Consider the following 22,787-nt stretch of genomic DNA (forward strand, 5'->3'; position numbering starts at 1 on the left):
ATGAACAAGACCGAGTTCGAAGCAGCACTGATTCCGGCCGACAACCTGCACGAGCTGGTGCTGCAAAGCGAGTCGTTGCTTGAAGCGTCGGATATTTTTTTCGGTCACGGCACCGACAACGCCCTTGATGAAGCCGCGTATCTGGTCTCCTACAGCATGGGGCTGGCACCGGATTTTGGCGAGCAGGATCTGCAACGTCAGGCCACGGCGGAACAAAAACAGCAACTGGCGGATTTGCTGTGGCAACGGATCAGTACCCGCAAGCCAGCAGCTTACCTGACCCATGAAGCGTGGTTCACCGGATTGAAATTTTATGTGGACGAACGGGTGTTGATCCCGCGCTCACCCTTCGCCGAACTGATTGCCGATCAATTCGAACCCTGGGTGGATGCCTCGAAGGTGCAGTGCGCGTTGGATTTATGTACCGGCGGAGGCTGTATTGCCATTGCCATGGCTGAAGCCCTGCCGCAGGCCCGGATCGATGCCAGTGATGTCTCCGCCGGGGCGCTGGCCGTGGCCCGGATCAATGTTGATCAATACGAGCTGGTGGATCGGGTCGAACTGATCGAATCGGATCTGTTCGCCGGCCTGGGCGGGCGTCGTTACGATTTGATCGTCAGCAACCCGCCCTATGTGGATGCCGGGGATATGGCGGCCCTGCCGGAGGAATACCGGCATGAGCCGGCCATGGGGCTGGCCGCCGGCATCGAGGGGCTCGATTTCGTCCTGCCAATGTTGCGTGAGGCGCCGCAACACCTGAATCCGGGCGGGGTGTTGATCGTGGAGGTGGGCAACAGTGCCGAAGCCCTGGCCGAGTTGTTGCCGGAGGTTCCGTTTACCTGGCTCGAATTCGAATTCGGCGGCCACGGCGTCTTCCTGCTCACCGCCGAACAGCTGAACGAAGCTTCGGAAGCAGTCCGGGCGGCGGTATAGAATAAAGAAAACCCAACGCAGAGGGTCGCTCGTCATCCTGACTCCCGCGACACTAGTACGTCCCTGTACGTCGCGCGGAAACGCAACGGACGCAGAGAAAACATAATTATTTCAGGAAGGTCCGAATAGGGTCATTCCGGCGCTTGTACCCGTCAGCTGATACGGAGAATTTCAGGGAGCGCTGCGCGCCCCCTGACCTGCTCGCTCAGTCATTGGCTCTTTTGTCGGGCCAATTTATATTTATTCTCTGCGGTTCTCTGCGGTTCTCTGCGGTTCTCTGCGGTTCTCTGCGTCTTTGCACCTCTGCGTTGAAATTACTCTAAAATTGAGGTGTGAGCCGGATTTGATCCAGATCATAGTTTGAACCCGCCTAAAATGCCGATAATGTCGGCAATTTCTCCGGGGCAATGGCTATGTATGAGCTGGAATTCGACAAGGATCTGATTCGCCGTTACGACAAGGCGGGTCCACGCTATACCTCCTATCCGACCGCGGTGCAGTTTCACGAGGATTTTGGGTCAGAGGACTATCGTCGCCTGGCTATGCGGAGTAACCAGCAGGGCTGTTCCCTGTCGCTCTATTTTCATCTGCCGTTTTGCAATACGGTCTGTTTCTACTGCGCCTGCAGCAAGGTCATCACCGCCAATCGTCGTCGAGCCGCCCCTTATCTGCAACGGTTACACCGCGAGATAGAACTGCAGAGTGAATTGTTCGATAGCTCGCGTCCGGTCGAACAGTTACACTGGGGAGGCGGAACACCCACCTTTATCAGTCATACGGAAATGCGTGAGCTGATGGATAAAACCCGCCAGCATTTCCATCTGCTGGAGGACGACAGCGGCGAGTACTCCATTGAGATTGATCCGCGCGAAGCCGATCGCGAAACCCTCGCTCTGTTACGCGAACTGGGTTTCAACCGCATCAGCCTGGGGGTACAGGATTTCGATCCCGCAGTCCAAAAAGCGGTCAACCGCATCCAGTCTGAAGCCCAGGTCACCGAAGTGATGGAGGCTGTCCGTGAATACGGATTTCGTTCCACCAGTTTTGACCTGATCTACGGGTTGCCGTTGCAGAGTGTTGAGAGTTTCAGCCGTACCCTGGACAAGGTGCTGGCCCTGCAACCGGAACGGTTGTCGATTTTCAACTACGCGCATCTGCCCGATTTATTCAAATCACAACGCCAGATCAACGCGCAAGATCTGCCCGGCCCGGACGATAAACTGGCAATTTTCAAGTATTCCATAGACAAGTTAACGGAAGCCGGTTACGTCTACATTGGGATGGACCACTTTGCCAGACCGGATGATGAGCTCGCCATTGCCCAGCGCAACGGGACCTTACATCGCAATTTTCAGGGGTATTCGACCCATGCTGAGTGCGATCTGGTTGCTATGGGGACGACAGCAATTGGCAAGGTAGCCGACAGTTACAGCCAGAACGTCAAGACAATGGATGAATATTTTGCGCGCATCGATCAGAATCAATTACCGGTGTTTCGTGGCCGGGAACTGGATGGCGACGATTTGCTGCGGCGGGAGATCATCAATCAGCTGATCTGCCAGTTCACTCTCTCTTTCCCGGCGCTGGAACTGGCTTTTGATATTTCTGTAGCGGAGTACTTTGCTACGGAGCTGGCGGAGCTCAAAGCCATGCAGGAGGACGGTTTGCTGCAACTCGACGAACGGGGCATCACCGTACTGGGGGCCGGCCAGCTGCTGATTCGCAATATCTGTATGGTGTTCGACAAATATCTGCGTCAGCAACAAACCCGGCGCTATTCCAAAGTTATTTAATATATTTTGGTATCCACTTCAGGATCGGATATCGAGTGGCTGGCCCGCATTTAGCCACTGACACACACTGAATATACCGAAGAAATCTAACCAACCCGGTTCAGTGTAGTCGGTTTTATGCTGGTTAATCATTTTTCCTGGCCAGCCCGGGTCAGTTGAGTCCGGCGCCAAATCATATGCTCCGCACACCAGTCCCATCTGTCCCGCGCCGCCGAGTTCCATTACAATGGGCGTTCATGACCTCCCATTGGAATGCGCGAAAAATGTCCGGTAACAGTTTCGGCAAGTTGTTCACCATCACCAGTTTCGGCGAGAGCCACGGCCCGGCTATCGGCTGTGTCGTCGACGGCTGCCCGCCAGGTCTGACCCTGAGCGAGGCCGACCTGCAGCCGGATCTGGATCGCCGCAAACCGGGTAAGACGCGTCATACCACCCAGCGCCGCGAATCGGACGAGGTGCAGATCCTTTCCGGCGTCTTTGAAGGTCAGACGACCGGCACGCCGATCGGGCTGATTATTCACAACACCGATCAACGCTCGAAGGATTACTCGAATATCATGCGCCAGTTTCGTCCGGCGCATGCCGATTATACTTATCAGCAGAAATACGGGATTCGCGATTATCGCGGTGGCGGGCGTTCTTCAGCTCGCGAGACCGCAATACGGGTGGCAGCCGGGGCAATCGCCAAAAAATATCTACACGAAAAACTCGGTATCCGGATCCGTGGCTACATGAGCCAGCTGGGCCCGATACAGGCCGAGGCATTTGAGTGGGAGGCGGTGGAAGCCAATCCGTTTTTCTTCCCCGATGCCGCAAAAGTCGCCGAGCTGGAAAGCTACATGGACGCATTGCGCAAATCGGGCGATTCCATTGGCGCCCGTATCAACGTCGTGGCCGAGGGCGTCCCTCCGGGACTGGGCGAGCCGATTTTCGATCGCCTGGATGCCGATCTGGCGCATGCCCTGATGAGCATCAACGCGGTCAAAGGGGTGGAGATCGGTGCCGGTTTTGCGGCTGTGGAACAAAAAGGCACTGAACATCGGGATGAGATGACGCCGGAAGGTTTTTTGAGTAATCATGCCGGCGGGGTACTCGGGGGTATCTCCAGCGGTCAACCCATCGTAGCCAGCCTCGCTCTCAAGCCTACTTCCAGCCTGCGCCTGCCGGGGCGGGGTATCGACATCGATGGCAATCCCATCGAAGTGATCACCACAGGGCGACACGACCCTTGTGTCGGCATTCGTGCTACCCCGATAGCCGAGGCGATGATGGCGATCGTCCTGATGGACCATCTGCTGCGTCACCGCGCCCAGAATGCGGATGTGCAATCCACCACCCCGGTGATCCCGCCTGCCGTCCGCTAACGGTGCCGGGGTCATGGTGCAATCCGGACTCTTATCACCAGCGTGGCATCACAGAATGCAGGCATCAGCGCAGATGCCAGTCACCTTGAGAGCAGAGTGGAATACTTCATTGCACTCGTTTTCATTGCTGTCAGTGTATTCGGTGTGTCCAGTGGTTGATGTCGCGTTCTCTGAATATCGGATTGAGGTTTGAGCGTGTCATCCAGAGCCCCATACTGGCGGTTATCCTCGTTTTATTTGTTTTATTTTGCCAGCCTCGGTGCGCTGGTGCCGTACTGGGGGCTGTATCTCAAGTCGCTGGGATACGGCGCTACCGCTATCGGGACCCTGATGGGTATCGTCATGGCAACCAAGATCATCTCGCCCAACATCTGGGGCTGGATTGCCGATCACACCGGCAAGCGTATGGCGATTGTCCAGCTGGGCAGTCTGCTGGCGGCATTGACCTTCATGGGGGTCTATGTCTCATCCGATTTCTGGTGGCTGGTACTGGTCATGGCCGTGTTCAGTTTTTTCTGGAATGCGGCACTCCCCCAGTTCGAGGCGACGACCTTCAACTACCTGGCCGGAGAGGTTCATCGTTACAGTTCTATCCGGCTGTGGGGTTCGGTCGGCTTTATTTTGTCTGTCTGGGGGGTGGGTTATGCACTGGAAGGTCAGGCGATACAGTGGCTCCCCCATGTTTTGTTGTTTTTGTTTGCGGCTATCTGGCTCAGCAGTGTGGTAGTCCCCGAAGAGGCGGCCGGTCATATGTTGCTCGATCATCAGCCGCTTCGCCAGGTGCTGGCAAAACCGGCGGTGGCCGGCCTGCTGGTGGCCTGTTTTCTGATGCAGGCCAGCCACGGTCCTTATTACACTTTTTACTCTATATATCTGGAAGAAGTGGGTTACTCGCTGAATAAAATTGGCTTGCTCTGGGCTCTCGGTGTGCTGGCGGAAGTCGGGGTCTTTCTGGTTATGCACCGGCTGGTGCCGCGTTTTGGGTTGCGCTGGTTGTTGATGCTCAGCCTGCTGATGGCGACAATGCGCTGGGTACTCATTGGCCTGTTTCCGCAATGGGTTTCGATCATGATTATGGCCCAGCTGCTGCACGCTGCCAGTTTCGGAGTTTATCACGCTGCAGCGATACAGATGATTCACCTGTTTTTTACCGGTCGGCACCAGGGCAAGGGGCAGGCACTTTACAGCAGTCTCAGCTTTGGCGCCGGAGGCGCGGTGGGCAGCTTTTATAGCGGTTATCTTTATGATCTGGCCGGGCCGCTGGTTATGTACAGCCTCGCTGCAATGCTCAGTCTGGTTGGAACGCTGGTGGTATACATATTTGTTTATCCCCCACAAGCTTCGGAGGCCGCCGGGGGAAGATAAACAAACCCGCCTGTTGGCCGATAAAGTTCGAAACTGTTGTTTATAACCCGTACCAGAAAAAGGTATTGATGATCCGATGTTAACCCAGGCGAGAATTCATGAAGGGCCGATCTATGATGTGCTTATTATGGGTGGCGGTATTTCCGGCGCCGCTCTGTTGTACGAACTGGCCCGCTATACGGATCTTCATGAGCTTTGCCTGCTGGAAAAGCGTGACAGCATTGCCGGTCTGAATTCACACGGTCGCAACAACAGTCAGACCCTGCACTGCGGTGATATAGAAACCAATTACAGTCTGGAAAAAGCAATACAGGTCAAGGCCACTGCCGCCATGGTGGTCAATTACTGCCAGCAAGTACAGGAACGCGACAGTCTGATTTTTAAGTATCCGAAGATGGTACTCGGTGTCGGTGCCAGCGAGTGTCACGAGCTGCGTGAACGTTATAAACAATTTCATCAGCACTTCCCGGGGATGCAATTGCTGGAGCGGGATCAGATTGCCGAAATCGAACCCCGCGTGGCCGTCAATCGACATCAGGAGATTGTAGCGCTCGCCGTGCTTGATGAGTATACCGCGGTCGATTTCCATGCCCTGGCTAACAGTTTTATTCAGCAGGCCCGGCAGGAACGCAATAAGCAGGTGGCCGTGCACCTGTCTACGTATGTGCAATCGATTCACAAAATGGATGACTATTACGAAGTGGTGACCAGCCGGGGAACTTATCGTACCCGTTTTGTCGTTGTCTCCGCCGGCGCGCACAGTCTCCTTTATGCCCAGAAGCTGGGCTATGGTCTGGATTATTCCTGCTTGCCGATGGCAGGTAGTTTTTATTACACACCCGGAGTTCTCAATGGCAAAGTCTATACTGTGCAGAAAAAGAATCTGCCCTTCGCGGCGATTCACGGGGACCCCGATGTACTGGTGCCGAACAAAACCCGTTTTGGTCCGACTGCTCTGATGTTGCCAATGCTGGAGCGCTATAACCTGCGCACGGTAGGGGAGTTTTTTAGAGTGTTTCGCCCTGATTGGCGTGTGTTGAAAGTTTTCTGGGATCTGTTCCGGGTGAGTGAGATACGCAATTACATGTTCAAGAACTTTCTGTTTGAGATACCGTTTATCCGCAGACTGTTGTTCCTGCGCGATGCCCGCAAGATTGTCCCTGATATGAAACTCAGTGAGCTGGAGTTTGCCAGCGGTATCGGTGGAATACGCCCGATTATGATCGATAAACTGAATCGCCAGTTGCATCTGGGAGAGGCGAAGATTAATCCGGGTAACGGAATTATTTTTAATATGACACCGTCTCCGGGAGCCACCAGTTGCCTGGGGAACGCGGAAAAGGATATGCGGATTATTGCCGATTATCTGGGTTGTCGGATTGATACCCGGCGATTCGAATCCGAGCTGATCTCGGGTCAGTCCGAATAGCGATCTATACACATCAATATCGCTCGTGGGATGGATGAAAGATTTATTTTCTGTACACCTTTAAATCCAGGGATATCCGGCCCTGGCGAAACAGCCGGTGGTTGTCTTGTGGCGAACGATTGCGGACAATAGGCCTCCTTGCATGCCTGTCAGGCTCGTCAGGGATCACTGGAAAATTTACCCCTTCAGGTTGTAGAGAATATGAAATCCGCGGTTGATATGACGTTACAGCTGGAGCAACTTCAGCACTCGCTTTGTGAACACCCTCTTTATCAGGTTCTTGACGATCCCCGTGCTGTGCCTGTTTTTATGCAATATCATGTTTTTGCTGTATGGGATTTCATGTCCCTGCTCAAGGCATTGCAGCGCGGGCTGACCTGTCTGGAGGTTCCCTGGCGACCCGTTGATACCTCGAAAGAACTGGTGCGGTTTATTAACGAGATCGTGCTGGGCGAGGAGAGCGACCTGGATCAGGAAGGACAGGCCTGCGATCACTTCACGCTGTATCTTCGGGCGATGGAAGAGCTGGGCGTGGATTACAGCATGGTACAACAGTTTCTACGTGATTTTGATTATGAGGTAATTCCTTCCGGCGCGCGGGAGTTTGTACAGATGAATCTGGATCTGGCCGCCAGTGGTGAACTGCACCGGATCGCCTCTGCATTTTTCTTCGGCCGTGAAAAACTGATTCCGGAAATGTTCACCAGAATTCTCAACGGTCTGGGCGAGCGCAAACAGGAATGCCCGACGCTGGTCTATTATCTGGAACGCCATATCGAACTGGACGGGGAAGAGCATTCGCATCTGGCACAAAAATGCCTGGAAGTGCTTTGCGCTGATGATCCACGCCGACTTGAGGAAGCCTACGAAACCGCGGCGATGAGTCTTGAACAGCGTCGGCGGCTGTGGGATGCGGCACTCGAGCAGTACCGTCAATCCTGAACGACTATATGCCGGGCATTGACCTGTTTGACACCGGGCGTGGTGTTGCACAGGGAGATGATACGTTTGCGAATCGTTGCGTCGGCAACCCGTCCCTGCAGCGTGACGATACCCTGTTTTGTACTGATAGAAATTTGATTGGCGTTGATCTCGGGAGCCACAATCAACCGAGAGCGAATCGCCGCACTGATACGAACGTCGGAATGACCGCTGTGGTTGTCATTGAAACCATACTCACTCCCGCTGTCCCGGGCGGCGCCGGTGGCAGCCAGTGTTCCACAGCCCGTGATCTGGCCAGCCAACCAGAGAAATAACAGAGGCAGTATTATTGAGTAGCGCACGGGCTTATCCAGAGGTGAAGAGTCAGGGTCCAGTTTAACCCGGTTTGGCGCTTTGTTGCAGGCAGTCGAGCATCGCACTGGCGGCGTTACTTAACGTTCGGCCCGCGTGCCAGACCACACCAAGTTCACGTTCCAGCTGCAATGCGGGCAAGTGCAAACAGGCCAGCTCTTCATCCAGCAAAGTTTGCGGCAGCACACTCCAGCCCAGTCCGATACCAACCATCATCTTGATGGTCTCCAGGTTATTGGTGCCCGGTTTGACCTGCACAGGCGCAGGCGCCTGCAAATCCGCAAATGCCTGTTCCACCAGCGTGCGGGTAAAGGTGCCATGCATGGGCAAAATGGCCGGCCAGTCCAGCAACGCTTGCGGCGTCAGGGATGTTACCCGGGTCAGTGGATGGCCGGGAGCGACCACCAGATACAAAGCATCACGCCAGACAGCCTGGAATTTCAATTCCGCCGGTGGGGTCAGCGGCAAGGTCACCACGCCCAGCTCGCTGTCACCGTGCAATACCGCCTGGCAGGCCTGTTCCGATTCCATGAATTGCAGGACCAGTTCCACCTGCGGATGATCGCCGCTGTAGTGACGCAGTACGGGGGGGAGGCGATGCAAACCGATATGGTGACTGGTGACCATACTCAATTGCCCGCCCACCTGACCAGAGAGATTGCGAATGCTGCGGCGGGTATCCTCCAGTTCCAGCAGAATATTCCGGGCCCGGGGCAGCAGGGCATGACCGGTCTCGGTCAGTTGCACCTGATGGCCGATGCGGTCGAACAGGGGATTAGCCAGCTCCACCTCCAGCGCCGCAATACGTTTGCTGACGGCCGGCTGGGTGAGAAATAACTGGCTGGCGGCCCGGGAGAAAGATCGCTGCTCGGCGACAGCGACAAAAGCCTGAAGGTGGGCAATATCCATGAATAAAAGTAATCAATAATATGAAAATAATGAATTTGAGTAATGATAAATCGAAGGTTAAACTCTGTCCAATCGCAAGACAGGAACAGAAATGATGAGCGCCAGAACCTTATACGATAAATTGTGGGATCGGCATGTGGTGCGCGATAACGGTGACGGCACCGCGCTGCTCTATATCGATCGGCATCTGATTCACGAGGTGACCTCGCCCCAGGCCTTCGAGGGCCTGCGCCTGACCAACCGTCAGCCCTGGCGGGTCGGGGCTAATCTGGCCACGCCGGATCACAATGTACCGACTACCGATCGAAGCGGTGGTATCGCCGATCCGGTCTCGCGCCTGCAGGTGGAGACTCTGGATCAAAATTGCCAGACCTACCACATTACCGAGTTTGCCATGGCCGATCCGCGCCAGGGTATCGTACATGTGATCGGCCCGGAGCAGGGCGCAACCCTGCCGGGGATGACCGTGGTCTGCGGTGACAGCCATACATCCACCCACGGCGCCTTCGGCGCCCTGGCCTTCGGTATTGGCACCTCGGAGGTGGAGCACGTGCTGGCGACCCAGACCCTGGTGCAGCAAAAGTCGAAATCGATGCTAATCAGCGTGGACGGCAAGACGCCGGCCGGCGTGACCGCCAAGGATATCGTGCTGGCGGTGATCGGCCAGATCGGCACCGCCGGCGGCACCGGTTACGCCATTGAATTCGGCGGTGAGGCGATCCGCGATCTTTCTCTGGAAGGACGCATGACCCTGTGTAACATGGCCATCGAAGCCGGCGCCCGTGCCGGCATGGTAGCGGTGGATGACAAGACCCTCAACTATGTCAAAGGCCGGCCTTTTGCACCGCAGGGAGAGCTCTGGGAGCAGGCGGTCGCCGACTGGCAGGAGCTGCACAGCGATACCGGTGCCGGTTTCGACAAGGTCGTACATCTGGATGCCACCACCCTGGAGCCGCAGGTTACCTGGGGCACCTCGCCGGAGATGGTGGTCGGGGTAAATGAGACGGTCCCGATGCCGGCGTCGTTCCCCGAGCCGGTCAGACAGGAAGGTGCGCGTGCGGCCCTGAAATATATGGGGCTGGAAGGCGGCATGCCGATTTGCGAGATCCTGCTCGACAAGGTTTTTATCGGCTCCTGTACCAACTCGCGCATCGAGGACCTGCGCAATGCCGCCGCCATGGTCGACGGCCGCAAGGTTGCGGACAACATCAAACTGGCGATGGTGGTGCCGGGTTCCGGGCTGGTCAAACAGCAGGCCGAGGCCGAGGGGCTGGATAAGATATTCATTCAGGCCGGTTTCGAATGGCGCGAGCCCGGCTGTTCCATGTGCCTGGCGATGAATGCCGATCGCCTCGAACCCGGCGAGCGCTGCGCCTCGACCTCGAACCGCAACTTCGAAGGCCGCCAGGGCCAGGGCGGGCGCACCCACCTGGTCAGCCCGGCGATGGCCGCCGCCGCGGCCATCGCCGGTCACTTCGTTGATGTTCGAGAATTGACGTAACTAACGCAGAGCACGCAGAGTCGCGGAGGCGCGGAGAAATAAATTGATTTACCTCTGCGACTCTGCGCCTCCGCGAACTCCGCGTTACTTTGCAGGATATGAGCTATGGAAAAATTTGAGACATTAACCGCCATCGCCGCGCCGCTGGATCGAGCCAACGTCGATACCGATGCGATCATTCCCAAGCAGTTTCTCAAGTCGATCAAGCGCACAGGCTTCGGGCCGAATCTGTTCGACGAGTGGCGTTATCTGGATCACGGCGAGCCGGGCAAGGACAACAGCCAGCGGCCGATCAATTCCGACTTCGTGCTCAACCAGCCGCGTTACCAGGGCGCGCAAATTTTGCTGGCGCGGGAGAACTTCGGTTGCGGTTCCAGTCGTGAGCATGCGCCCTGGGCGTTGCTCGATTACGGCTTTCGGGTGATTATCGCGCCCAGCTACGCCGATATCTTTTATAACAACTGTTTTAAAAATGGCATCCTGCCTATCGTTCTGGACAGCGAGACAGTAGACAGGTTATTCAAGGCCGTCGAAGTGCAGGAAGGTTATCGACTGAGCGTGGACCTCGAACAACAACAGGTTCGCACGCCCGACGGCGAAGCGATTCCCTTCGAGATCGACGCCTATCGCAAACAGCGCCTGCTCGAAGGCCTGGATGATATCGGCCTGACCCTGCAGCATGCCGACGAGATCCGCGCCTACGAAGAACAGCAACGTCAACAAAGGCCATGGCTTTTTCAGTGACGAGGGACGAGGTACGAGTGACGAGGCACTGCGCTTGAAAGCATTTCCTCGTCACTTGGCCCTCGTAACTCGTTCCTGCCGAATAAAGACGGAAATTCAAATCACTTCAATCTGGATTAAATGATGAGCAAGAAGATTTTAGTACTCCCGGGCGATGGTATTGGTCAGGAGATCGTGGCCGAGGCGGTCAAGGTCCTGGAAGCCCTGAAAACCGATGGCCTGAATATTGAGCTGGACGAGGCGCTGGTCGGTGGCACGGCCTATGACGAGCATGGCACGCCGTTGCCTGATGAAACCCTGGATCTCGCTAAAGAGGCCGATGCGATTTTGCTCGGTGCAGTCGGTGGTTACAAATGGGAGTCGCTGGAGATCGCGGTCCGCCCGGAGAAGGGCCTGCTGGGGCTGCGTTCGGAACTGGAACTGTTTGCCAATCTGCGCCCCGCAATTCTCTATCCGCAACTGGCCGATGCCTCGACATTGAAGCCGGAAGTGGTCTCCGGGCTGGATATCATGATCGTGCGCGAGCTGACCGGCGGCATTTACTTTGGCCAGCCGCGCGGCATTCGTACCCGCGAGGACGGTCAGCGCGAAGGCTACAATACCCTGGTCTACAGCGAATCAGAAATCGAACGCATCGCACGGGTGGCCTTTGATATCGCCCGCAAACGCAAGCACAAGGTCTGCTCGGTGGACAAGGCCAACGTCCTTGAATGCACTGAACTGTGGCGGGAAGTGACAACCACGGTCGGCAAGGAATACGACGAGGTGGAGCTGAGCCACATGTACGTGGACAACGCGGCCATGCAGCTGGTGCGCGCGCCCAAGCAGTTCGACGTAATGGTCACCACCAACATGTTCGGTGATATTCTCTCCGATGCCGCCGCCATGCTTACCGGCTCCATCGGCATGCTGCCCTCGGCCTCACTGGATGCCCACGGCAAGGGGATGTACGAGCCGATCCATGGCTCGGCACCGGATATCGCCGGGCAGAACGTGGCCAACCCGCTGGCAACTATTCTGTCAGTGGCCATGATGTTGCGCTATTCCCTGGACGAGCCGGCTATGGCCGATCGGATCGAGCACGCAGTCAACACAGTACTGGATCAGGGACTGCGCACGGTAGATATTTTCCAGGAAGGCACACAGAAAGTCGGCACCAGTGAGATGGGCGATGCGGTCGTCAAGGCGCTCTAACAACTAACAGGGACGAGGGACGAGGGACGAGGGACCAGGGACCAGGAAAATAACCCCTTACCCCGTCATTCCGGGCAAGCCGGAGGCGCGACCCGGAATCCAGCCTGAAAGGGAACAGGGACGAGTTACCAGGGACGAGGAAAAGCGAAATGCGTAGAACCAATCGGATATCTCATACGCATCGTCCCTCGTCCCCCGACCCTGTTCAGGGGTACAATGTCAGGTATATAACAGCAGAGTTTTGATCGAGGTGAAGCAATGAAACGCACGGGTCTGGTAGGTTGGCGCGGTATGGTGGGATCGGTTCTCATGCAACGCATGCGTGAGGAGCGGGATTTCGATCATATCGAACCGGTGTTTTTCTCTACCTCGCAGACCGGTCAACCGGGGCCGGATGTCGGCAAGGATGTCCCGCCGTTGAAGGACGCCAATGATATTGATGAGTTGAAGGCCATGGAGGTCATCATCTCCTGTCAGGGCGGCGACTATACCGAGAAGGTTTACCCCGAACTGCGCAAGGCGGGCTGGGACGGTTACTGGATCGACGCGGCCTCCACGTTGCGCATGAAGGACGACAGCATTATCGTGCTGGATCCGGTCAACAACGACGTCATCGAAGCCGGACTGGACAAAGGCATCAAGACCTACGTGGGTGGTAACTGCACCGTCAGCCTGATGCTGATGGCCATCGGTGGCCTGTTCGACCAGGATCTGGTCGAATGGATTTCACCCATGACCTACCAGGCGGCCTCCGGTTCCGGCGCGCAACACATGCGCGAACTGATCCGGCAGATGGGGGCCATTAACAAGTCGGTCGAGAAACTCAATGTCGATCCCGCCAGCGCGATCCTGGATATCGATCGTCAGGTGGCCGAATTCATTCGCAGCAAGGACTATCCGGTCGATCAATGGGGCGTGCCGTTGGCCGGCAGCCTGATCCCGTGGATCGACAAACAGCTCGACAGCGGTCAGACCAAGGAAGAATGGAAGGCCGAGGTCGAGTCCAACAAGATCCTCGGACGCAGCGAGCGGCCGATCCCGATCGACGGTATCTGCGTGCGTATCGGCGCGATGCGCTGCCACAGCCAGGCTTTGACCATCAAACTGAACAGGGATGTGCCGCTGGATGAAATCAGCGACATCCTGGCCCGGGCCAATGATTGGGTGAAAGTTATTCCCAATGACAAACAGGCCAGTATGCAGGAGCTGAGTCCGGCCACTGTTACCGGCAAGATGCATGTGCCGGTCGGGCGCCTGCGTAAACTGAGCATGGGCAACGACTACCTGTCCGCCTTCACTGTCGGCGACCAGCTGTTGTGGGGCGCCGCCGAACCCCTGCGCCGCATGCTGCGCATCCTGCTCGAACACTGAAGCAGCTGAAAAATCCAACGCAGAGGCGCAAAGTTTGTAATGTGTAATCGATGTGAAAGTCAGTTGAATAAGTTCTCTGCGTTCTTTGCGCCTTTGCGCCTCTGCGTTAAACGATTTTTATGAATAAGAACGTGGATATCGCGATTGTCGGGGTCACCGGCGCGGTGGGCGAGGTAATGCTGGAAATTCTCGAGCAACGGGATTTTCCGGTCGGGACGATCTATCCGCTTGCCAGCGCCCGTTCCGCCGGCAAACGGGTGGAATTTCGTGGCAAGTCGCTGGTGGTCAAAGATCTGACGGATTTCGATTTCTCCCGGGTGCAGCTGGCACTGTTTTGTGCCGGGGAGACAGTCGCGGCCGATTATGTGCCTCGCGCAACGGCGGCCGGTTGCGTGGTCATCGATAACAGCGCCCGGTTTCGCGGCGATGTGTCGGTGCCGTTGGTGATACCGGAAGTCAATCCGCAGGCTCTGGCCGGTTACACGGCACACAATCTCATTGCCAGTCCTGATGCTCTGGCGACTCTGTTATGGATGGTGCTCAAGCCGCTTTATGATACCGCCGGTATTACCCGACTCAATGTGGCAACTTACCAGGCGGTGTCCACTAGCGGCAAAGCCGGGGTTAAGGAACTGGCCGGGCAGACCGCTAACCTGTTGAATGCCCAACCACTCGAACATGAGGTTTATGATCGGCAAATTGCGTTCAATACGCTGGCACAGGTCGAACCGCTGGAAGATAACGGTTATACCCGGGCGGAGATGAATCTGGTACGGGAAAGTCGCAAAATACTGGGCGATGAAAATCTGCCGATTAATCCGACGGCGGTGATCGTTCCGGTGTTTTACGGCCATGGCATGGCCGTGCATCTGGAGACGCGGGACAGGCTCGGTGCCGGCCAGGCACGGGCCTTGCTGGAGCAAATGCCGGGGATCACGGTCATGGACACCTTGCGGGGTGGCGGTTATCCGAGCCCGGTGACCGATGCGGCCAATGAAAATGCCGTGCTGGTCGGGCGAATTCGTGAGGATATCGCCCAGCCACAGGGACTGGATCTATGGATCGTGAGCGATAATGTACGTAAAGGAGCGGCATTAAATAGTATTCAAATTGCAGAAATTTTGGTAAAAGACTATTTATAAGCTATAGTTACTGCATACTCATAAAGAATCTTCCAAAAAACCGGAATAAGTTGTTGATATACAAGAATAAAAAGGTTGCCGCCAGTTTGAGGGGAGCGGGAGCATGACAGACTGGAGAATTTCTATGTTGCGAAAGCTGCTTGTGGGCCTGGCTTCGGCGTGCCTGATCATGGTGCCGTTGACCGCTCAGGCATTGGGGTTTGGCAATATCAAGCTCAATTCGACACTCAATGAACCACTCGATGCGCGAATCGAACTGATTTCACCGACCAGTTCCGATCTCGATTCCCTGAACGTCAAACTGGCTTCCGAAGGCGCCTTCACCCGCGCCGGCATCGATCGCCCCCATTTCCTCAGCGGCCTGCAGTTTGAGGTTGTGCAAGAGGGGGGGGATCCTTATATCAAGATTATCTCCCGCGAATCGATTCGTGAACCGTTCGTCAATTTCCTGCTGGAGTTCAGCTGGGACAATGGGCGGATGTTGCGCGAATACACCATGTTGCTGGATCCGCCCGGCAGGATCAGCCGCGAGTCGGCGCCGGCCATGGCCGAGACCCCGGTAACCGAGGAACCGGCTGACACCATCGAGCGTTACGAGCCGCAACCTTACAGCCCTGAGCCCGCCGTGCCGGCCGAACCGCAGCCCATGCCTGCCGAACCGGCACCCGCTGGTGCGGATGAGCCGGCTATGGCGGAAGAAACGGATGAACCGGAAGTTATCGAGGTGGCGCCGGCGACGGATGAGCTCGCCGCAGAAGAAGCCTGGAAAACCAGTGACGCCTTCGTTGATGACGGCTCCCTGTTCCCGCGCATCGATATCAGTGGTTATCGCAGTGATGTTGAGCTGGGCGAACTCGATTATGGCGTTACCAAAGAGGGCGACAATGCCTGGACCATTGCTGAAAAACTGCAGAGCAATGCCGAATCGGCCAGTATTTACCAGATTATGATGGCGTTGCTGCAAAGCAATCCCGAGGCCTTTATTGAAGGCAATATCCATCGCCTCAAGAGCGGCCAGGTGCTGCGTATCGAGGATCCCTCGCTGCTGGATGCCATGAACCGGCAGCAGGCGGCCAATGAATATATGGCACAGACCGAAAGCTGGAACGAGTACCGCCAGGCCATGGCCGAACGGACCGGACGCCAGGCCGTGGTGGCTGAGGCCGGCGCCGTACAGGCACCGGTTCGTGCTGATAACGGCGGCGAACTGACGCTATCTTCGCCGGATGGAGATGATTTGCAGGCCGGCGCCGGTGCCAGTGAAGAGGCCATGAGCAACGACCTCGTTGCCCTGCAGGATGAAATGCGTCAGCTGCGCGAGAATGCCACGAGCACCCGTGAGCGTAATGTGGAACTGAACCGTCAGTTGCAGGAAATGGAAGAGGAACTGGCCCGACTGCAACGTTCCGTGTCGGTCAAGGATGACGAACTGGCCGCGCTGCAGCAGCAACTGGCCGAACTGAACGCCGTGCCGGAGACGCCCGCGGCGGAAGAAGAAACCGCCACTGAAGCTGAAGAGAGGGTTGAACCGCAACCGGCGGAAGAGGCGAACGACGCCGAACCGGCGATGCCGCGCGAGGAAGCCGAGGCGGAAGCAGAAGCTGATATGGCTCCGCAACCCGAGGCGCAACTCGAACCGGCACCGCCACAAGCCTCTCAGGAGCCAGCCCAACCTGAGACACCGACGGTTGAAGAAGAGCCTCAGGCGGCGAGTGCACCGCAAACCGACAGCGAACCCAAAGGCATGGTGGAAGAGTATCTCACCATGGCCAGGGATATCTTCAACAGCGCCGTCGGTGTGGTCGGTGGCATGATTGGCGCCTCCGGCAATTCCCTGCTGATGTATGTAGCGGCTCCGGTATTGCTGGTACTGGTTATTTTGATGTTGATCGTGGTACGTCGCCGTCGTCAGGCAGAAGGCAATTATCAGGAAAGTATTCTCTCCGGTGGCCCGTCGACCGTAACCAGCGGGACGGACAGCACCGATACGGGTGAGTCTTCATTTTTGAGTGACTTTGCTGTCAGTGGTGCCGGCGCGATTCAAACCGAAGATTCGGAAGTCGATCCGTTGACCGAAGCGGATGTCTTTATGGCTTATGGTCGTTATGAGGCCGCCGAAGAACGCCTGCAGGAAGCGATCGAACAGGAACCGGGCCGCAAGGAACTCAAACTCAAGTTGCTGGAACTGTATTCGGCTACCGGTAACAGTAATGCATTTGAAAATCTGGCCGAAGAGTTTTATGCCAGTCTCGGCGGCGAGGCCGAATCCGATCCCCAGTGGGAAAAAGTCGTGGCTATGGGCAAGGAACTGGCGCCGAATAATCCGCTGTTCGCCGCCGGTGCGGCCGCGGCAGCGGCTGCCCCGAACCTGGGAGGAGGCGCAGCTTCCTCCGGTCTGTCCGACAGTCAGGTTATGGATATCGGTCTGGATACCGGGGTCTTTGAAAACAGCGATTTTGCCGGCGCCGAGCAGACTGGTGGCGCCGACTCGGAACTTGATTTCAATCTGGATTTCGGTACCGAAAGCGATACCGCCGCGGCGGCCTCTGAAGAGAATGCCGGGGGCATGGACTTCAATCTCGATATGGGAAGTGAAGCCGCTTCGAGTGAAAGCCAGGCGGACGCCGGTTCGGATCTCGATTTCAACCTGGATATGGGAAGCGAAGAAACCGCCGGGACGCCGGCAGAGTCTGATGCCGGGGGCATGGATTTCAACCTCGGCGAGGATGACACCGGCGGTGGTCTGGACTTCAATCTCGGCGGGGCTGAAGAGGCTGGGGGGGAACTGGACTTCAATCTCGGTGGGGCTGAAGAGGCAGGGGGGGGACTGGACTTCAATCTCGGTGGTGACGAAGGCGATACCAGAAATGATCTGGAATTCAATCTCGATAGTGGCGCCGAAAGCCCTGATACCGAAACTGAACTGAGTCTGGATCTGGATAGCGGTACAGAAGCATCATCAGAACAGATCGGGGGGCTCGACTTCAATCTGGGCGATGAGGACAACACCCTGTCCCTGGATACCGGCAGCGATGAGTTGCAAGGAGGCGAGGAGGAACAGACTATGGCGATTGACGCCGGGGATCTGGACTTCGGTGCGGGTGACCAGGGTGGCATGGATCTGAACCTGGATGCCTCCGATGCGGCGGATTCAGAAATGTCACTGGGTGGCGGTGATGAAGTCGGAACCAAACTGGATCTGGCCCGGGCATACATCGACATGGGCGATCCCGACGGGGCCCGCAGTATCCTCGATGAAGTCCTTGGCGAAGGAAATGATTCCCAGAAGCAGGAAGCCCAGCAACTGTTACAGCAGATTGCCTGAGTAAATGCATCCGGTTATCCGGGTAGTCAGCTTTTTACTCTTTTGTATCGCGCTGGCACGCCCGGATCAGGAACAGCTGATTCTGGCCGGGCTGCTGATCACTGTCCTGTTGTCTCGTTGCACGTTCGCTCAGTTGACCCAATCCCTGAGAATGGTTCGCCGCCTGCGCTGGTTATTGTTTTCCGTGCTGGTAATCTACGGCTGGTTTACCCCCGGCTTACCCGTCTCGTGGCCGCTGCCTGATTCTCTGTTACCGACCCGCATTGGCCTGGAAACCGGTCTGTTGCGTGGTATCACCCTGATACTGATTTTGCTGGCCGCCGGCCTGCTGCTGGTGACTACCTCCCGCGTCGAGTTAATTGCCGCGCTTTACTGGCTGCTGGCACCATTGCGTTATCTCGGCCTGCAGCCGGAACGGTTCGCGGTGCGCCTTAGCCTGACTCTGGCCTATGTCGACCAGCAGCAGGAGTACTGGTGCGCGCCGCCTCCACCGCCACAGGAGCGCCTGCAGGGCCGGATTAATCGCATTGCCCGACATCTGGGCAGTTTGCTGCCGCGGCTGTTTGAGCAGGCCACAGAACAACCCCGGCAAACCGTGGTGCTCGAGCTTCCGGCGCCGCCAGGCCTGATACAATGGGGCTGGCCGGTCGTCCTGTGTGCCGGTTTTATCCTCAGCGCCTTTATCGAACTGTAACATCGGAGACCTTGTGCGAATCGCGGCAGGCGTAGAATACGACGGGAGTGCCTTCTGTGGCTGGCAGTATCAGGAGCACTCGCCGAATGTGCAAGCCGTGGTGGAAAAGGCTCTGGGCAAGGTGGCCAACCATCCTGTACGAGTGATGTGTGCCGGACGCACCGATAGCGGGGTGCATGCCGCGGGACAGGTGATTCATTTTGATACCGATGCCGTGCGCAGTGAATTTTCCTGGGTGCGAGGCAGCAACAGTAATCTGCCACCCGGTGTGCGCCTGCTCTGGACCCGCGAGATGGATGAGACTTTTCATGCCCGTTTCAGGGCGCAGCGCCGTTATTACCGCTATGTCATTTTCAATCGTCCCATCCATTCGGCCTGTTTGCACAAACGGGTCAGCTGGGAATACCGGCCACTGGAACTGCCTCCCATGCAGCAGGCGGCCCGGCATTTGCTAGGTGAACACGATTTCAGCGCCTATCGGGCGGTCGCCTGCCAGGCAAAAAGTCCGGTGCGTACGCTCTATCAACTCGATCTCCGGCAGCAGGGCCCTTTTATTATTATGGATTTGTCGGCCAATGCTTTTTTGCATCATATGGTGCGCAATATCGCCGGTGTATTGATGCGCATTGGCGCCGGTGAAGCCGAACCCGACTGGGCCCGTCAGGTGCTGGAATTACGGGATCGCACCCTCGCAGGAGTGACCGCACCGCCGGATGGGCTCTATTTTACGCGGGTCGATTATCCCGCCCAGTTTGAACTGCCCGGGGGAGCGGATAATCCCGGGGCGGGCGGTGTGTTCGATTTTTTCAGCGTCATTTGATCCAGGTCAAAGTGCCGGGGCAGGGACGCTGGCAAGCTGTCTCCAGCTAACGGTGCATTCTCCATAGCTGATTTTTCCCGCCGTCCCCCGGCGGGATTTTTTCACTTTTCGTATCCTGTCGAAGTAACGCAAAGACGCCAAGAACGCAAAGGTAAAAATAATTAAACCTCTGCTACAACGCTGCTTCCGGGAAAGACACGATCAGATTCTGCTTTGCAGCATGCTTCGTTGGAAGGTGTTGCCCGATACCGCTTCGTTTAGTCGGGCCAGTGACCTTTTTGAACGGACCCAATCCACTGTTTTTCAGTGCGTATCGGTGTGCTCGGTTTGCTCGGTGTTTCAGTGGTTATGTCTATTTTGGATTCGACCATGAAGACACCAGGACACGAAAAAATCATTTTATCTTTGCGACCTTCGCGCCTCCGCGAACTTGGCGTTATTTCCAGTAAAGTCAAAAAGTGACGCTCTGACTCAAAGGCGCAGGACGACCAGTGCCTGAAGGACGTTGTCCTCGGTTTGTTTATCCCCCAGTTTATTATGCCAGTATTGCCACTCGACACCGATAAATAGGCGTTCGGGGACATCCCACAGTGTATGGCCCAGATCATAGCGAAACTGAGGCTGTAACAGAATCCAGTCATGCACGATCTGACCGAGTTCGTTATCCCGCTCGGCGATGTATTCGCCATGCCCCTCGATGCTGAAGCGGTGCTCGCTCAGACTAAAGGGATAGGCCCAGTTGATATCTATCATATAGCTGTCGTCCTCGGCCGGGGCGCCGCCACCGCTTATCCCGGCACTGTCGTCCAGATAGAGGGTGAAGTCGGTATTGAAAAAGGTGAAACCCGGAAACTCCCAGCTCAGGCGGATACCCGGCAGGTATTTGCGCACCCGCGCATCACGGGAATAATTGACCCCGGCCAGCAGACCGATATCGCTGACCCTGCCGAAGCCGACGTTTTGATCCATCAGCTTGCCCAGACTGAAATTGATATACAGTTCGCTGTAGACATCGCTGTCGTTAAAGTCATCGGCATGGCGATCATCCAGATAATCAGCAAACAGGAACAGATCGCCGAACGCCCAGCCACTGGCATGTTGCAGGGTTAGTATGTCTGTGTTGCTGCGGGCGCCGCCGGCAAACGCGGGAGCGGCAAGTGTGCCGCGCTGATAATGCAGTTCGGTGGTTTGCCACTGCAGGGCAGAGACAGGGTTTGATACCAAAAGTCCCGCAAGCAGGATCAAAACAGGCAAGACAGGTCTGTTCATGCGCTTGTGGTTCGGTTGCGGCCCTGTTTTTTTGAGGCGTAAAGGGCGGTGTCGGCTCGTTTGAGCAGGTCGGTCAGCACCTCGTCGGGTCTGTATTCGGCCACACCAATGCTGATCGTGACTTCCAGGCTTTGTTTGTTGCAACGAAAGACGTGTTTCATGACTGCCTCGCGAATTATTTCAGCCCGTTGCCCGGCTTCCTCGCTACCCAGGCCGTTCATCAGGATAACGAACTCATCGCCACCCCAGCGACACAGGGTGTCGGAGGCGCGGATGTGATCGCGGACAATTTCAGCAAAACTGCGCAAGATCGCATCGCCACAATCATGCCCCTGCGAGTCGTTGATTTGTTTGAAAGTATCGATGTCAAGACTGACCAGCGTGACCGGCGTATTGTGGCGCCGGGCAGCAGGGATATCATGATTGAATATTACCTCCAGGACATGTCGGTTCGCGGCCCCCGTCAACTTGTCAGTGGTGGCCATTTCTTCCAGACGACGCTGATAACCGCGCAATGTGAACCAGGCGATTCCCAGCACCAGCGCCGTGATCATCAGGGCAATGACGATGTTGGCAAACAGGGCATCAAGAACCCGTGCATTGGCATCGGATTCAGGCTGTTCGACAATAAGATACCAGTCGAACTCGGGAACCAGTCGGCTGTTAACATAAACCGTTTTGCCGTCAGGCCGGGTGTAATTTACCGTTGCACTGGGGTTGGCCAGTATGTGGGTGGCGACCCGCTTCATCCCCGGCTGATCCTGTATCCGTTTTGCTCCAGTGTAATGGCTGCCACGCACGGTTACCATGCCTTCACGGTTAATAAAATAGATGTCCCGATTGTAGCGGCGCTGATAATTTTCAATCATATCGGCTACACGTTCCACGGACAAACCGATGCCGGTTACGCCGATAAATTTACCGTTGTAGTCGGTAGCCCGGTAATTAACAAAGATACTAAGCCGGCTTCGATCCGCTGTGTCAAAATCAAGATTTATCTCGTAGGGATCGTCTATGTTGCGAACCCGAAAGTACCATTTGTCGGCCGCGTCATCCCGGGATACTTTTTTCAAAACACCGTCGGGGTGATAGTAGTTGCGGTGTTCTTCGGAGACGAAGAAAGCCGAGGTGGTTTCATAGCGTTGCTTGATTTGCTTCAGGTAGCGAATGATTTTGTCCGGATCTTTCTCGCCGCCCAATGTCCAGTCAATCACGAAAGTATTATATGCCATGAGCGAGGAGATCAGTATGGAACGTAGAAGATCGCGTTCGATTTCTGAATAGATATTGTCACTGGTCAGCGGCAATGCTTCATCGGCAATTTGAGTGCGCAGCGAATCATGTGCTACCAGATAGCTGATGACGCTGGTGGCAAGAAAACCCAGCACCAACAGTGCTACCAGCGCGGCTGTAAAATAGGGTTTCTTATACTGCACGGCCGAAAGTCTTGTTTTATTTGCTGGTGGTTTGTACGGCAGGTTGTCAGGTGATTCGGGATTGGTTGTCAAAGTATAAACACTTGCCTTCAGCTATGTCTATGCTGACGGCCCGATACCGATTTCGGTGTAATTTTGGTTCGGGAGCCTGTTGTCCATGACAACAAACAAGCGATATTTGCTTGTATTGTTTCCTGCGCCGGTT

General features: G+C 56.1%; 18 protein-coding genes. 14 read left to right on the top strand and 4 right to left on the bottom strand.

Annotated features, from left to right (window positions below; translation table 11 throughout):
• The 6 genes from prmB to R6U90_RS05640 all read left to right on the top strand — a co-directional run bounded on the left by prmB (position 1) and on the right by R6U90_RS05640 (position 7,826).
• Positions 1-933, top strand: coding sequence for a 50S ribosomal protein L3 N(5)-glutamine methyltransferase (gene prmB, locus R6U90_RS05615; RefSeq protein ID WP_410351690.1), 933 nt, complete (start codon positions 1-3; stop codon positions 931-933).
• A gap of 413 nt (positions 934-1,346) precedes the next feature.
• A complete protein-coding gene (gene hemN / locus R6U90_RS05620; RefSeq protein WP_410351691.1) occupies positions 1,347-2,726 on the top strand; it encodes an oxygen-independent coproporphyrinogen III oxidase in 1,380 nt (459 codons plus the stop codon).
• A 263-nt stretch (positions 2,727-2,989) separates the two neighbouring features.
• On the top strand, positions 2,990-4,090 hold the full coding sequence (gene aroC / locus R6U90_RS05625; RefSeq protein ID WP_410351692.1) for a chorismate synthase: 1,101 nt from the start codon (positions 2,990-2,992) through the stop codon (positions 4,088-4,090).
• 195 nt (positions 4,091-4,285) lie between these two features.
• Complete coding sequence (locus R6U90_RS05630) at positions 4,286-5,455, top strand: MFS transporter (protein ID WP_410351693.1); 1,170 nt, start codon at positions 4,286-4,288, stop codon at positions 5,453-5,455.
• Positions 5,456-5,531: 76 nt separating this feature from the next.
• A complete protein-coding gene (locus R6U90_RS05635) occupies positions 5,532-6,884 on the top strand; it encodes an FAD-dependent oxidoreductase (protein ID WP_410351694.1) in 1,353 nt (450 codons plus the stop codon).
• A gap of 201 nt (positions 6,885-7,085) precedes the next feature.
• Positions 7,086-7,826: a DUF3050 domain-containing protein gene (locus tag R6U90_RS05640; RefSeq protein ID WP_410351695.1), complete on the top strand. Its 741-nt coding sequence runs from the start codon at positions 7,086-7,088 to the stop codon at positions 7,824-7,826.
• On the opposite strand, the gene R6U90_RS05645 is transcribed toward R6U90_RS05640, so the two are convergent.
• Both R6U90_RS05645 and R6U90_RS05650 read right to left on the bottom strand, forming a co-directional pair.
• Positions 7,817-8,167, bottom strand: a complete 351-nt coding sequence (locus R6U90_RS05645; RefSeq protein ID WP_410351696.1) for a BON domain-containing protein — start codon at positions 8,165-8,167, stop codon at positions 7,817-7,819. The genes R6U90_RS05640 and R6U90_RS05645 overlap by 10 nt on opposite strands.
• A gap of 34 nt (positions 8,168-8,201) precedes the next feature.
• The gene (locus R6U90_RS05650) at positions 8,202-9,086 is read right to left on the bottom strand and encodes a LysR family transcriptional regulator (RefSeq protein WP_410351697.1); all 885 of its coding nucleotides are present in this window, start codon (positions 9,084-9,086) and stop codon (positions 8,202-8,204) included.
• A 94-nt stretch (positions 9,087-9,180) separates the two neighbouring features.
• Here R6U90_RS05650 and leuC point away from each other — a divergent pair, with 94 nt between their 5' ends.
• From leuC to truA, 8 genes are all read left to right on the top strand, one after another.
• On the top strand, positions 9,181-10,587 hold the full coding sequence (gene leuC / locus R6U90_RS05655) for a 3-isopropylmalate dehydratase large subunit (RefSeq protein ID WP_410351698.1): 1,407 nt from the start codon (positions 9,181-9,183) through the stop codon (positions 10,585-10,587).
• A gap of 105 nt (positions 10,588-10,692) precedes the next feature.
• A complete protein-coding gene (gene leuD, locus R6U90_RS05660; RefSeq protein WP_410351699.1) occupies positions 10,693-11,331 on the top strand; it encodes a 3-isopropylmalate dehydratase small subunit in 639 nt (212 codons plus the stop codon).
• A gap of 123 nt (positions 11,332-11,454) precedes the next feature.
• Positions 11,455-12,525 carry a 3-isopropylmalate dehydrogenase gene (gene leuB, locus R6U90_RS05665; protein ID WP_410351700.1) on the top strand — a complete coding sequence of 357 codons (1,071 nt, stop codon included), beginning with the start codon at positions 11,455-11,457 and terminating at the stop codon, positions 12,523-12,525.
• Positions 12,526-12,783: 258 nt separating this feature from the next.
• Positions 12,784-13,896, top strand: a complete 1,113-nt coding sequence (gene asd / locus R6U90_RS05670; protein WP_410351701.1) for an aspartate-semialdehyde dehydrogenase — start codon at positions 12,784-12,786, stop codon at positions 13,894-13,896.
• 119 nt (positions 13,897-14,015) lie between these two features.
• The gene (locus tag R6U90_RS05675) at positions 14,016-15,038 is read left to right on the top strand and encodes an aspartate-semialdehyde dehydrogenase (protein ID WP_410351702.1); all 1,023 of its coding nucleotides are present in this window, start codon (positions 14,016-14,018) and stop codon (positions 15,036-15,038) included.
• Between the two features lie 124 nt (positions 15,039-15,162).
• Entirely contained in the window at positions 15,163-18,363 is a 3,201-nt protein-coding gene (locus R6U90_RS05680; protein WP_410351703.1) for a FimV/HubP family polar landmark protein, read from the top strand.
• Between the two features lie 4 nt (positions 18,364-18,367).
• Positions 18,368-19,057, top strand: a complete 690-nt coding sequence (locus R6U90_RS05685; protein WP_410351704.1) for a hypothetical protein — start codon at positions 18,368-18,370, stop codon at positions 19,055-19,057.
• A gap of 13 nt (positions 19,058-19,070) precedes the next feature.
• Positions 19,071-19,877: a tRNA pseudouridine(38-40) synthase TruA gene (truA, locus tag R6U90_RS05690; protein WP_410351705.1), complete on the top strand. Its 807-nt coding sequence runs from the start codon at positions 19,071-19,073 to the stop codon at positions 19,875-19,877.
• A 471-nt stretch (positions 19,878-20,348) separates the two neighbouring features.
• Here truA and R6U90_RS05695 read toward each other — a convergent pair whose 3' ends face one another.
• Together R6U90_RS05695 and R6U90_RS05700 are read right to left on the bottom strand one after the other, a co-directional pair.
• Positions 20,349-21,146, bottom strand: coding sequence for a nucleoside-binding protein (locus R6U90_RS05695; protein ID WP_410351706.1), 798 nt, complete (start codon positions 21,144-21,146; stop codon positions 20,349-20,351).
• Complete coding sequence (locus R6U90_RS05700) at positions 21,143-22,582, bottom strand: diguanylate cyclase (RefSeq protein ID WP_410351707.1); 1,440 nt, start codon at positions 22,580-22,582, stop codon at positions 21,143-21,145. The genes R6U90_RS05695 and R6U90_RS05700 overlap by 4 nt, the downstream gene beginning before the upstream one ends.
• Between the last annotated feature and the right edge of the window lie 205 nt (positions 22,583-22,787).

The organism is Thiohalophilus sp. (assembly GCF_046483665.1).
Classification (GTDB): Bacteria; Pseudomonadota; Gammaproteobacteria; order UBA6429; family Thiohalophilaceae; genus Thiohalophilus.